This is a genomic window from Pseudomonas sp. WC2, assembly GCF_050586545.1.
In the GTDB taxonomy this organism is placed as follows: domain Bacteria; phylum Pseudomonadota; class Gammaproteobacteria; order Pseudomonadales; family Pseudomonadaceae; genus Aquipseudomonas.
This window is the reverse complement of record NZ_JBOBDR010000018.1, coordinates 21667-34959: the sequence shown is the minus strand read 5'-3', so window position 1 is coordinate 34959 and position 13293 is coordinate 21667. Positions and strand designations below refer to the sequence as shown.

The following is a 13293-nucleotide window of genomic DNA, read 5'->3' as shown; positions in this document are numbered from 1 at the left end:
TTCTCAGAGCGGCAGCTAATTACTTAGCTTGAGCTTCAACCTGCGCTTCTACGCGACGGTTAACAGCGCGGCCAGCTTCAGTTTTGTTGTCAGCAACTGGGCGGGATTCGCCGTAGCCAACAGACTGAACGCGGGACGATTCAACACCGTACTGGTTGGTCAGAACTTGCTTAACGGCGTTTGCACGACGCTCAGACAGTTTCTGGTTGTAAGCGTCAGGACCGACGGAGTCAGTGTGACCTTCAACAGTAGTGGTGGTGGATGGGTACTGCTTCATGAAATCAGCCAGGTTCTTGATGTCGCCGTAGCTGTTGGTTTTAACAACAGATTTGTCGAAATCGAACTTAACGTCCAGCTCAACACGAACAACTTCAGCAACTGCTGGGCAGCCGTCAGCGTCAACAGTTACGTTGGCTGGGGTGTCCGGGCACTTGTCAACGTTGTCGCAAACGCCGTCGTTGTCGCTGTCGGAGCAGACTTCAGCTGGTGCTGGAACTGGAGCAGCAGCAGGCTTGGAGCCGCCACCGAAGTTCACACCGATACCGACGCTAGGAGCCCACTCGGTGTCGCCCTGGTCGATGTTGTATTGAGCTTCAACGCCAGCACGGGCGTAGAAGTTGTCGGTGAAGTACAGCTTGGCACCAGCGCCCAGGTTAGCGAAGGTAGAACGGTTACGACCGTTCGAACCATTCTGGTCGATGCTCTGGTCGGAGAAACCGGCCGAGACGTATGGACGCAGCATGTCGCCTGGGTTGTTGAAGTGGTACAGAGCGTCCAGAGCGGTGTTAGCGCCTTTTACGTTCTTGCCATCGTCAGCACGTACGTTGTGAACTTCGTCGTAGCCCAGACGCAGTTCAACGTCGTCGGTCAAGAAGTAACCGATCGAACCGCCGAACAGGTTGCCGTTGTTCTTGAAGTTACGAGCGCTGTCGAATTGCTCTTTCTTAGCGAAGCCTTCGATTTCAACTGCGCCTTGGCCTTGTGCCAGAGCGCCGAACGAAGTGGCGGCAATCAGAGAACCAATGGCCAAGCCCAAGGTGTTTTTCAGTTTCATCCGTTAAATCCCCATCTGGTGATTGTGAAGCAGTCCCGCAAACCGGGGGACAACTCGGCGGCAAGTCTATCAGAACTTGCCTACACGTAAGAGATATTTGCGCTGAACTAAGTTTCAGCAATGCCTGCAAATTTCTCACGCAATTTATCTAGAGCACGTTTGTAACGCATTTTTGTCGCACTCAAACCCATGTGCATGATGTCTGCGATCTCCTGAAATTCCAGCTCTGCGACAAATCGTAGCACCAGAATTTCGCGGTCGATCGGGTTCACATACACCAGCCAGCGATCAAGTCCGCCCTTCTCCTCGGGTTTTGGCGCCTTTTCTTCGGACGCTTCCTCGAGTGGGTCAAGACTCAATGCGTCCATCAAGCGACGCTTTCGCCGTTCCTTCCGATACTGCGTAATACACTCGTTGTACGTGATGCTGTACAGCCATGTCTTGAACTTCGATTTCCCCTCGAAGTTCTTCAGGCCGTACAGCACCTTTAACATGACTTCCTGACAGACATCGTCTGCGTCGCGATCGTTCCCAAGATATCTCGCACAGACGTTAAATAATGTTCGCTGGTAACGCCGCATCAGTTCTTCATAGGCGCGCGTTACGTGAAAAAGCTCGGTATGCGAGCACGCGACCAACTCCTCATCAGAGAGCTCGCGGGGGTCGTAGCGCGTGGATAGCGTTTGGGCTTTATTCAAAACAAGTCGTGCCGACAGTCAGGTCAATGTCCACCGCAGCCAGCATCAGCTGGCATTTTGCGGCGGCATACATTAGCAGGGTTTGCCGGATTAGCGGCTACTCACATGCTGTTCCAGCAGGATCCGATTGGAGAGAGAGACTAGCTCACCCTCATCGGTCAGCAATGTGGTTTTAACCGTGCCGATCTCTTCGATCTGGCCTTCGACCTCGCCAACACGCACTTGTTGCCCAACCTGATACAACTCACGCACATAGATTCCCGCAAGAATCTGACCGGCAATTTCCCGGCTTCCCAAACCCATGGCCAGCGCAACGGCCAGACCAACGGTAATCAGTACGATGACAATCACATGGTTCAGCAGGTCGGTCTTGACCTCGAGCTGACTGATCGCGACCGAGATGCTGATGATGATCACCAGCCCTTGGGCAATTCGCCCCAGCCCCGAAGCGTAGTCCAGGCCAACGCCCTCTGCCGCCCCGCGCACCAGCCCGTTGGCCAATTGTGCGAGCAAAACACCGACCAGCAACACCAGCGCGGCGCCGAATACTTTCGGCAAATACAGCGCCAACATATCCAGCGTAGCTGAAACTCGCTCAAGTCCAAGGGATTCTGCTGCAGAAACCAAAAATATCAGCAGAACGAACCAGTAGACAATTTTACCGATCAGCGTCGAGATCGGCACTTGCAGACCGGCACGCGACATCAACTTGGTCAAACCGGTGCCGCCCATCAGGCGATCGAGACCCAGTTTGGCGAGCAATTTGGACAGCAAGGTATCGAGCAGCTTGGCCACGACGAAACCCAACAGCAGCACGACCAGTGCGCCGAACAGGTTCGGAATGAAGTTGGCCACTTTGGTCCACAACGCAGTCATTGCAGTGACGAGGCTCTGAGTCCAGAGGTCGAGTTCCATATTCAATCAGCCTTATCAGCAGTGCGAGCGGTAGGTTTACGAAGACGGGAAACCGGCGAGACGTGGGCCGATCCGTTATTCAGGGCGATCATCAGCGCGGGCAGCCAGCGGCCCAGCAGGCTGAACAGATCACCGGCGCCAACCTGGCGGTTGGCGGTTTTGAGCACGCGGCCCAGGCAGGCATCGTCGTCGCGGCTGGACGGCGAAGCGTTGAGCATGTCGCGCAAAGACTGTTCAAACGGATCGTGCATACGCACCTCTCGTGATGTCTGTGAAAGACGCGGGCAAATTTGGTCGGGTCACATGCGCCATCGTCAGACCCAGCGCAAACGACGGAACAACCACCACTGACCGAACGCCAGGGCGAGCACCGTCAAACAGGCAATCAGGAAGCCATAAGGGCTGCTGGAGAATGGAATTCCGCCAACGTTGATGCCCAGCAGACCGGTGATGAAACTCATCGGCAAAAAGATGCAGGTGATGATCCCGAAGCGGTACATCGTGCGGTTCATGCGCTCGTTCAAGCGCCGGTCTTCCGCCTCAAGTACAAGCCCCACGCGCTCTCGGGTCAATTCCAGCTCTTCGAGATAGCGGGTCAGGCTGTTGTTCAATTCGTTCCAGTAATCGGCATCGTCATCGACGAACCAGGGCATTTTTATCCGCGTCAGCTGACCGAAAATATCCCGCTGCGGCGCAAGAAAACGCTTCAGCCCGGCCGCCCTGCGGCGGATGTGCAAAATGGCGCCATGCTCGGGTGTATACCGTTCGTCGGCATCCATCTTTTCTTCTTCCTCATCGGCGATTTCCGAGAGGCAAGTGACCAGATCCTGCACCTTGTTAGTGAGGAATTGCGCCAGATAAAGGATGAGTTCGGAGGACGTTTTCGGGCCTTTGCCATCGGCCAATTGCGCCAGCAGTTCATCGGTGGCGCGTAAAGGACGCAGACGCAGAGAAATCACACGCTGAGCGGAAGCGAAAATCCGCACCGAAACCATGTCTTCCGGCTCGGCACCTGGATTGAGATTGACCCCGCGCAGAAACAGCAGCAGCTCGGAATCCGGCAGCGGTAACAGGCGTGGACGCGTGTTCTCTTCGAGCAGCAAGTCGCAGGTGAATTCGTTGAGGCCGCTGGATTTGCGCAACCAGGTCCGGGTTTGCGGATGGCTGCGATCCCAATGCAACCACAGGCTTTCATGGGCCTGCAGCTGCAGATCGTCGAGCTCAGTCCGGGCTATCGAACGCGCGCCACCTTTTCCGTCCAGCACCAGGGCATGCACCAGCCCCCATTGCGCGTTTTCTTCCTCGAACATCCGCATCCCTTTGTCGAAAGGCTTATTCAGGCATCTTCAGCGGACTCGGCGAGATGATCACGCCGTTGTTGTCCGCATAAATGTACTGGCCCGGGTGAAACGTCACACCGGCGAAAGTCACCGGGACGTTGAGGTCGCCGACGCCGCGTTTTTCGGTTTTCATCGGGTGGCTGGCCAATGCCTGCACGCCCAGGTCGGTCTGCGCGATGACGTCGACGTCACGGATGCAACCGTAGATCACCAGCCCTTCCCAACCATTTTTGGCAGCTTTCTCGGCGATCATGTCGCCGAGCAATGCACGGCGCAGCGAACCGCCACCGTCAACCACCATTACTTTGCCATCACCCTTGAGTTCAGCCTGTTCCTTGACCAGCGAGTTGTCTTCGAAACATTTGATGGTCACGATTTCGCCGCCGAACGAATCACGGCCACCGAAATTGCTGAACATCGGTTCCAGCACCTGCACCAGCTCCGGATAGGCGTCGCACAGGTCAGGCGTAAGGTAATGGTTCATCGAAAAACTCCTGTAACAAGGAAGACGATCAAGGATGACGCATTCTGTTGAGACGAGATCCGGCGGTCGCTGTTTACCTTAGTCCATCCCATGGTCGCTGAACGAACCTGAACAAACCCTGAAACGTAATCGCTAAACAGCCACTAAAAATGACCAGAACCGCACAACGCGTCATATCTTAGCCGCAAGCCAATCCGAACGAAATGCCCTTTTCGGTCTCAGCCTGCAGCCGCCAAATCCGCCTTCTCGCCCAGCAGCGGTGTCTGCTGATCGCCCAGCCAGCGCGCCACCAATGGCCACACTTCTGTTTGCGCGGCTTTGCTCACCAGCATTTCGACATGGCCGAAATTGTCGCTGAAGCCCTGCTCACGACCCAGATTGATGAATTGCTTGTGTTCGGCACCGATCTGCTCGAACAGTTTGCGACAGGCCCAGGCCGGATCCTGATGGTCCCCCGCCGCCGTCACTGCCAGCACCGGCACTTTGACGTCGGCCAGGCCTGCCCACCAATCCTTGTCCTTGTCGCCAAAACGGCCGAACAAGCCATACCAGCGCATGCTTTCCAGCGCCAGACCGATCGGTTCATCTTCCGGGCCGCGCTTGAGGCGTGAGCCGGACAATTGCGCGAAACGCTTGAGAATAAAGCGGCTGCTCCACTCCACCGGCGGGATTTTCAGCGGCCAGTAAGTACGGCTGACTTGCGTGCCGAAGAACGCCGCCGAGGCCACGGCAGGCTCGCCGAGGTATTCGCCACCGAGCGCTGCGGCCAAAGTGATGCCGCCCAGCGAATGGCCGATCCAGTGCGGAATCTGCCCGCTCTGCTCACGCACGAACGCGGCAATTGCCGGCAAGTCGTAACGGGCATAATCGGCGACGCGGTTGAGCCGGTAGTCCTCGTTGCGCTGCGACAGGCCGTGGCCGCGCATCTCCGGAATCCACACGTCGAAACCCAGCCGCGTCAGATACGCGCCCAGCCCCAGACCTTTTGGCGAAAACCAGAAGCGTCGGTTGGAAAAACTGCCGTGCAACAGAATCACCGGCACACCGCGCGGCGCCGAATCATCGGCCATGCCCAAACGGGTGACGGCGATTTCCACCGACCAATCGGGGCTGTTGCCGGGTTTCAAACGATAAACGTCTTCGCTCAGATCGCCGCGCCGCTCGGCGCTGATCAGGGCGACAGGAAATAGGTTGCTGCTGCTTTGCATAATGCTCTTGCACAAAAAAGGGCGGCATCCACAGGAGCCCGCCCTACTTCAATCTCAAAGCCCACTCCCACAAAAGGAAGCGGGCCGTTCACATACCGATCAGGCCGGCGCTTGGCCTTCGGCAAGGAAGAACCAGGTTTCCAGCACGGTGTCCGGGTTCAGCGACACGCTTTCGATGCCCTGTTCCATCAGCCACTTGGCCAGATCCGGGTGGTCGGATGGGCCCTGACCGCAGATACCGATGTACTTGCCAGCCTTGTTGCACGCGGCAATCGCGTTGGCCAGCAGCTTCTTGACCGCCGGATTACGTTCATCGAACAGGTGCGCGATGATGCCCGAGTCACGGTCCAGACCCAACGTCAGCTGAGTCAGGTCGTTGGAGCCAATCGAGAATCCGTCGAAGAATTCGAGGAATTCTTCAGCCAGAATCGCGTTGGAAGGCAGTTCGCACATCATGATCACGCGCAAACCGTTTTCGCCGCGCTTCAAGCCGTTTTCGGCGAGCAGATCGACAACCTGACTCGCTTCGCCCAAGGTACGGACGAACGGCACCATGATTTCGACGTTGGTCAGGCCCATCTCATTGCGCACACGCTTCAGCGCGCGGCATTCGAGTTCGAAGCAGTCACGGAACGATTCGCTGATGTAACGCGAAGCGCCACGGAAGCCAAGCATCGGGTTTTCTTCTTCCGGCTCGTACAGCTTGCCGCCGATCAGGTTGGCGTATTCGTTGGACTTGAAGTCCGACAGACGCACGATGACTTTCTTCGGCGCGAACGCGGCAGCGAGGGTGCTGATGCCTTCAACCAGTTTCTCGACATAGAAACCGACCGGATCGCCGTAACCGGCGATGCGCTTGTCGACGCTTTCCTTGATTTCCTGCGGCAGACCGTCGTAGTTCAACAGCGCTTTCGGGTGCACACCGATCATGCGGTTGATGATGAATTCCAGACGGGCCAGACCCACGCCCGCGTTCGGCAGCTGCGCAAAGTCGAAGGCGCGGTCGGGGTTGCCGACGTTCATCATGATCTTGAACGGCAGCTCCGGCATGGCATCCACGGAGTTTTTCTTGATGTCGAAGCCCAGTTCGCCTTCGAAGATGTAACCGGTGTCGCCTTCGGCGCACGAAACGGTCACGCCCTGGCCATCCTTCAGCAATTGGGTGGCGTTGCCGCAACCCACCACTGCCGGAATGCCCAGTTCACGGGCAATGATCGCCGCGTGGCAGGTACGCCCGCCACGGTTGGTGACGATGGCGCTGGCGCGCTTCATGACCGGTTCCCAGTCCGGGTCGGTCATGTCGGATACGAGCACGTCGCCCGGCTGGACTTTGTCCATCTCGGAGACGTCTTTGATGATGCGCACTTTACCGGCGCCGATGCGCTGGCCAATCGCACGACCTTCAACGAGAACGGTGCCGGTTTCTTTCAACAGGTAACGTTCCATGACGTTGGCCTGGGTGCGGCTTTTCACGGTTTCCGGGCGCGCCTGCACGATGTACAGCTGGCCGTCGTCACCGTCCTTGGCCCACTCGATGTCCATCGGGCAGCCATAGTGCTTCTCGATGATCATCGCTTGCTTGGCCAACTCGCTGACTTCAGCGTCGCTCAGGCAGAAACGTGCACGATCAGCCTTGTCGACATCGACGGTCTTGACCGAACGACCGGCCTTGGCCTCGTCGCCGTAGATCATCTTGATGGCTTTGCTGCCCAGGTTGCGACGCAGGATCGCCGGACGACCGGCCTCCAGCGTGCCCTTGTGCACGTAGAATTCGTCCGGGTTCACCGCGCCTTGTACGACGGTTTCGCCCAGGCCGTAGGCGCCGGTAATGAACACTACGTCACGGAAACCGGATTCGGTGTCGAGGGTGAACATGACGCCGGCAGTACCGGTTTCCGAACGCACCATGCGCTGCACGCCAGCTGACAGGGCGACCAGTTTGTGGTCGAAGCCCTGATGCACGCGGTAGGAAATCGCACGGTCGTTGAACAGCGAAGCGAACACCTCTTTGGCGGCGCGGATAACGTTTTCCACACCACGGATGTTCAGGAAGGTTTCCTGCTGACCGGCGAACGAAGCGTCCGGCAGGTCTTCGGCGGTGGCGGAAGAACGCACGGCCACGGCCACGTCAGGGTTGCCGGCCGACAGCGCGGCGAACGCGGTGCGGATCTCGGCATTCAGTTTTTCGGGGAATTCGGCTTCCATGATCCATTGACGGATCTGTGCGCCGGTCTTGGCCAGGGCGTTGACGTCATCGACGTCGAGCGCGTCGAGGGCCGCGTGGATCTGGTCGTTGAGGCCGCTCAGTTCGAGGAAGTCGCGATAGGCCTGGGCGGTGGTGGCAAAGCCGCCAGGGACCGACACACCGGCGCCTGCCAGGTTGCTGATCATCTCGCCCAGGGATGCGTTCTTGCCCCCCACATGCTCAACATCGTGTTTGCCGAGCTTATCGAGGGAAACTACGTACTCTACCAAGGTGATCTCTCCACTAACTGTGTTGGAAAAGCTCAGAAACCGGCAGCTCGGGGGAGCGTTGGCCGGTTGTATGGCCTGGACCTGGAAAATAAGTGAGAATGCGGGCCAGTCGCGGCCGACAAATCGCGCCTATCATATCCAGAAATGCTCATTAGCTTAAGGCCCAAGGTGCAAATGAAACGATCTGCTTTCTTTATCTCCGATGGCACCGGCATCACCGCCGAAACCCTGGGTCAAAGCCTTCTGGCGCAGTTCGAAAACATTACCTTCAGCAAATTCACGCGACCGTACATCGACAGCGTTGAAAAAGCGCGGGCCATGGTACAACAAATCAACAAAGCCGCCGAAACCGACGGCTTCCGGCCGATCATCTTCGACACCATCGTCAATCAGGACATCCGTGAGATTCTCGCAACCTCCAATGGTTTCATGATCGACATTTTCTCGACCTTCCTGGCCCCGCTGGAGCAGGAACTGACCGAGCATTCTTCCTATACCGTCGGTAAGTCGCATTCGATCGGCCACAACTCCAATTACATGGAGCGCATCGAGGCGGTGAACTTCGCCCTCGACAACGACGACGGGGCGCGCACGCACTATTACGACAAAGCCGATCTGATACTAGTGGGCGTGTCGCGATGCGGCAAAACGCCGACGTGTCTGTACATGGCGATGCAGTTCGGCATCCGCGCGGCGAACTATCCGCTGACCGAAGACGACATGGAGCGCCTGACCCTGCCGGCCGCCCTGCGCGCCCACCAGCACAAGCTGTTCGGCCTGACCATCGACCCGGACCGCCTCACCGCGATCCGCAACGAACGCAAGCCCAACAGCCGTTATTCGAGTTACGCCCAGTGCGAGTTCGAAGTGCGCGAAGTGGAAAACCTGTTCCGCCGCGAGAACATTCCCAACATCAACTCCACGCATTTTTCGGTGGAAGAGATTTCGGCGAAGATTCTGGTGGAGAAAGGTGTGGAGCGGCGGTTCAAGTAGGTTAGTGGTACCTGGGCTGAGGCCTTCGCGAGCAGGCTCGCTCCCACAGGATTCTCGGGTGTTTGCACATTTTGCATTCACCCCAACCCCCTGTGGGAGCGAGCCTGCTCGCGAAGAACGATTACACGGTTTCAGTCAATGCCCTGGCCAATGCCTCAAACCCGCCGAGCAACAACCGATCATCCCCCACCGAATTACACACACTTACCCGAATAAACTGCGGCACCGCTGCATGCCCGACCGCAAACGCTTCAGCAGTGGCCAACAGATAATTGTTTTCCTTCAACTCCGCCGCAATTTGCGAGGCGCGCCACAACTCGGGGACTTCCACCCAGAAGTGCGGACTGAAGGCGTGCGTCTTGTAATTCAAGGCCTCCACCACCGGCGAAACCAGCGCTTTGCGCCGAGCGATCTCGCTGATCTGCTCATCCAGCAAATGCTCAGCCATACCGTTTTCGATCCACAGGCTCGCCACTTCCATCGATAAAGGATTGGCCATCCAGCACGTGTTGCGAATGGCTGAACTGATACGCCCGATCAACGCTTGCGGCGCGTGCAGATAACCGACGCGCAACCCCGCTGAAACAGCCTTGCTCAAGCTGCCGATCAGTATCGATCGCTCCGGCGCGAAATAACTGAGCGGCAGCGGGCGCTGACGATCCAGCACCGCATGGGCTTCGTCCTCGATGATCAGCAGATTGTGCTGGCGGCAGACCTCGGCAATCGCCTCGCGCCGTGGGACGGACATCACTGCCGCCGTAGGATTCTGGATCGTCGGCGTGCAATACAGCGCCGAAACGCGATGCTGGCGGCAGATATCCTCCAGCGCTGATGGCAAAAGTCCTTCGTCATCCATCGCTGCGCCGATCAGTTTTATCCCGAGCTGACGAGCGACACTGATCAAGCCGGGGTAGGACAAATGCTCGGTGACAAGCGTATCCCCCGCCTTGAGCAAACCCATCAACGCGCACAGCAAACCGTGCTGGCCGCCGTTGACGCACAGCACCTGATCAGCGTGGGGCACGAATTCGCCATGGCTGAGCCAAACGGCCCCCGCCACCCGATGCCGCGCCATTCCGGCTTCAGCGGTGTACCCGCTCAATTGGCGCAAGACGCCCGGTTCATTGGCCAGATCCAGCAGGCTTTGCCGCATGAATTCGGTTTCCTGCCCGGGCATCGGCTGATTCCGGCTCATGTCCAGGCACGCCGGCGGCTCATCGCTGACATTGCGAAAGCCCTTGTCCTGCAGGCACTCCATCCCCTTCTGACGCACGTAAGTGCCATCGCCTACACGGGCGACGACCAGCCCCACACGTTCCAGCTCACCGTAGGCACGACTGATCGTGCCAATGGTCACGCCCAGGCTGTCGGCCAATAGCCGATGCGGCGGTAATTTGCCGCCAGCCTCGATCACACCCTCCTCGATGGCCTGCGCGACGCCATCGGCAAGGCGTTTGTACTTTACGCCCGAACCATTGCTGAGAGCGTCACGGAGCATTGACACCGTGGCAATACTTACTTTGACAGTCATTCTCGCCCCGAATAGCGTGCTGAAAACAGGTTCAATCAGGAATAGACCGTTTCATCTCTGAGGTCAATTCCACTGCTCGGAGCACGCACATCATGTCGACCGCCGTCAGCACACCGATGACCATCAGCAAACCCTGGCTAGCCGGATTGCTCACCAGCAGCTTGTTTCTGATCGTCTGCCTGAGTTGGGGCACCACATGGCTGGGGATCAAGATTGCCGTGGAAAGCGTGCCTCCGCTAACCGCCGCCGGACTGCGCTTTCTCATTGCGTTTCCGCTGTTCCTGAGTTTCGCGTTGCTGCGCAAGGAACCGCTGCTGTTTCCCCGGCAAAGTCGCTGGTTTTTCGTGTTCGTCACGCTGTCGTATTTCAGCCTGCCCTATTACCTGCTCAACTACGGCGAAATGCATGTGTCATCGGGGCTGACAGCGCTGCTGTTCAGTTGCATGCCGGTGTTTATCCTGCTGTTTTCTGCGCTGTTCCTGCGCGAGAAAATCTACCCGTCGCAGATGCTCGGCATCGCCATTGGTTTCGCCAGTCTGTTCATGATCATTCGTAGCCAGGGTCTGCATCTGGATCAGGCCGAATGGCTGGGAGTGCTGGCTATTCTGAGTGCGGCGGTGATGCATGCGCTGTGCTACGTGGTGACAAAAAAACACGGCAGCGCGATCAGCGTGATCACCTACAACACGCTGCCCATCGGCATTGCCGGGGCGACGTTATTTATCGTCGGTTTGAGCGTTGAGACGCCGGCGTTTCAGGACATCACCACGCGTTCTTGGGCCGCCCTGCTCTATCTCGGGCTGGTGGCATCGGTGGGCGGATTCATCGTGTATTTTCTGCTGCTCAAACGCCTGAGCCCGATCATCCTGTCGTTCGTGTTCATCATTTTCCCGGTGTTCGCCGTGATCATCGGCGCCTGGTACGAGGGGCAAACCCTGTCCCGGGAGCTGATGATCTATTCGGCGATCCTGTTGAGCGGTTTCGCGATCACCAAATTGCCTGTGGAAAAGTGGTTCAGATAACCCACATATCCACAAAGCGATTAACCGGAGTGGCTTCAAGCCGCGCCTGATCCTTGCACAACGCGAAGATCTCGCCGCTGCGCTGACCGGTGAAACGTGTGGCGAGGTTGGCCTTGAACTTGTCCTCCAGCAACGGAATGCCCTCGGCGCGGCGGCGACGATGGCCGATCGGGTACTCCACCACGACGTTTTCAGTGCTGCTGCCGTCCTTGAAAAACACCTGCACGGCGTTGGCAATCGAGCGTTTGTCAGCTTCGAGGTATTCGCGGGTGAAACGCGGCTCTTCGACGATTAGCATTTTCTCGCGCAGCACATCGATGATCGGGTGCGCCTTGTGGAAATCATCCTCGTACTGCTCAGCGACCAGATTGCCGAAGGCCAGCGGCACGGCGGTCATGTACTGGATGCAATGGTCACGGTCGGCAGCATTGGCCAACGGCCCGACTTTGGAAATGATGCGGATCGCCGATTCGTGAGTGGTGATGATGATGCGGTCAATCTCATGCAGGCGATTGCGCACTTGCGGATGCAGCGTCACCGCCGCTTCGCAGGCGGTTTGCGCGTGGAATTCAGCGGGGAAGCTGATCTTGAACAGGACGTTTTCCATCACATAACTGCCGAAGGGCCGCGAAAAAGTGAAGGCACGCTTGTCTGCGGGTTTCAGCGCCAGATCGCTGTTGGTGTGGCTGAACAGAACGTCATAAAAGCCCCACTGTTTTGCCGTCAGAACCCCGGGAATGCCCATCTCGCCCCGCATGGCCATGTCAGCCAGGCGCACACCACGACTCGACGCATCCCCCGCTGCCCAGGATTTTCGCGAGCCGGCATTCGGTGCGTGACGATAAGTGCGCAGCGCCTGGCCATCCGCGAAGGCGTGGGACAAGGCCGACAACAATTGCTCGCGATTGGCGCCCATCAGTTTGGCGGTAACGGCGGTCGAGGCGACTTTCACCAGGATGACGTGATCAAGTCCTACACGGTTGAAGGAGTTTTCCAGAGCGATCACGCCTTGAATCTCGTGGGCCATGATCATCGCTTCGAGCACGTCGCGGATTGTCAGCGGCGCTTCACCGTTGGCCAGGCGTTTCTGCGAAAGGTGATCGGCCACGGCGAGAATGCCACCGAGGTTGTCGGAGGGATGGCCCCACTCGGCGGCGAGCCAGGTGTCGTTGTAGTCGAGCCAACGGACGATGCAGCCGATGTCCCACGCGGCTTTGACCGGGTCGAGGCGAAATGAAGTGCCCGGAACGCGTGCGCCGTAGGGAACCACCGTGCCTTCGACCATCGGGCCGAGGTGCTTGGTGCATTCGGGAAAGCGCAGTGCCAGCAGGCCGCAGCCGAGTGTGTCCATCAGGCAGTTGCGGGCGGTATCGAGGGCTTCGGCAGATTCGGTTTTGAAGGTGAGGACGTAATCGGCGATGTCCTGCAGGACACGGTCGTAGTCGGGGCGGTTGTTCAGGTCGACGTTGGCGCTCATGTTCGATTCACTCGTGAAGTGGTTCGTTGATGGGACCTCGGTTCAGGGCTAACGATTTCTTATTGTTGGAACACATTCCCCTGTAGGAGTGACCCT

12 protein-coding genes are annotated in these 13293 nt (G+C 58.0%); 2 read left to right on the top strand and 10 right to left on the bottom strand.

What is annotated here, in order from left to right:
* Nucleotides 1–19 precede the first annotated feature (19 nt).
* From ACQ4OE_RS20975 to ppsA, 8 genes are all read right to left on the bottom strand, one after another.
* On the bottom strand, nt 20–1054 hold the full coding sequence (locus tag ACQ4OE_RS20975; protein WP_064391269.1) for an OmpA family protein: 1035 nt from the start codon (nt 1052–1054) through the stop codon (nt 20–22).
* A 107-nt stretch (nt 1055–1161) separates the two neighbouring features.
* Nucleotides 1162–1752: an RNA polymerase sigma factor SigX gene (sigX, locus tag ACQ4OE_RS20970; protein WP_430947763.1), complete on the bottom strand. Its 591-nt coding sequence runs from the start codon at nt 1750–1752 to the stop codon at nt 1162–1164.
* Nucleotides 1753–1842: 90 nt separating this feature from the next.
* Nucleotides 1843–2667 carry a mechanosensitive ion channel family protein gene (locus tag ACQ4OE_RS20965; protein ID WP_007916401.1) on the bottom strand — a complete coding sequence of 275 codons (825 nt, stop codon included), beginning with the start codon at nt 2665–2667 and terminating at the stop codon, nt 1843–1845.
* Between the two features lie 2 nt (nt 2668–2669).
* Entirely contained in the window at nt 2670–2918 is a 249-nt protein-coding gene (locus ACQ4OE_RS20960) for a hypothetical protein (RefSeq protein WP_008076827.1), read from the bottom strand.
* Between the two features lie 63 nt (nt 2919–2981).
* Entirely contained in the window at nt 2982–3977 is a 996-nt protein-coding gene (locus ACQ4OE_RS20955; protein WP_122592577.1) for a zinc transporter ZntB, read from the bottom strand.
* Between the two features lie 22 nt (nt 3978–3999).
* Nucleotides 4000–4491 (bottom strand): ribonuclease E activity regulator RraA, encoded by a 492-nt coding sequence (rraA, locus tag ACQ4OE_RS20950; RefSeq protein WP_430947762.1) that lies wholly within the window; start codon nt 4489–4491, stop codon nt 4000–4002.
* 218 nt (nt 4492–4709) lie between these two features.
* Complete coding sequence (locus ACQ4OE_RS20945) at nt 4710–5699, bottom strand: alpha/beta fold hydrolase (RefSeq protein ID WP_430947761.1); 990 nt, start codon at nt 5697–5699, stop codon at nt 4710–4712.
* A gap of 99 nt (nt 5700–5798) precedes the next feature.
* A complete protein-coding gene (ppsA, locus tag ACQ4OE_RS20940) occupies nt 5799–8174 on the bottom strand; it encodes a phosphoenolpyruvate synthase (RefSeq protein ID WP_430947760.1) in 2376 nt (791 codons plus the stop codon).
* A gap of 174 nt (nt 8175–8348) precedes the next feature.
* Here ppsA and ppsR point away from each other — a divergent pair, with 174 nt between their 5' ends.
* Complete coding sequence (gene ppsR / locus ACQ4OE_RS20935; protein WP_008076822.1) at nt 8349–9167, top strand: posphoenolpyruvate synthetase regulatory kinase/phosphorylase PpsR; 819 nt, start codon at nt 8349–8351, stop codon at nt 9165–9167.
* 121 nt (nt 9168–9288) lie between these two features.
* Here ppsR and ACQ4OE_RS20930 read toward each other — a convergent pair whose 3' ends face one another.
* Nucleotides 9289–10698 (bottom strand): PLP-dependent aminotransferase family protein, encoded by a 1410-nt coding sequence (locus ACQ4OE_RS20930; protein ID WP_430947759.1) that lies wholly within the window; start codon nt 10696–10698, stop codon nt 9289–9291.
* A 116-nt stretch (nt 10699–10814) separates the two neighbouring features.
* Here ACQ4OE_RS20930 and ACQ4OE_RS20925 point away from each other — a divergent pair, with 116 nt between their 5' ends.
* A complete protein-coding gene (locus ACQ4OE_RS20925; protein ID WP_430947805.1) occupies nt 10815–11720 on the top strand; it encodes a DMT family transporter in 906 nt (301 codons plus the stop codon).
* On the opposite strand, the gene prpD is transcribed toward ACQ4OE_RS20925, so the two are convergent.
* Nucleotides 11713–13197 (bottom strand): 2-methylcitrate dehydratase, encoded by a 1485-nt coding sequence (gene prpD / locus ACQ4OE_RS20920; protein ID WP_430947758.1) that lies wholly within the window; start codon nt 13195–13197, stop codon nt 11713–11715. The genes ACQ4OE_RS20925 and prpD overlap by 8 nt on opposite strands.
* Between the last annotated feature and the right edge of the window lie 96 nt (nt 13198–13293).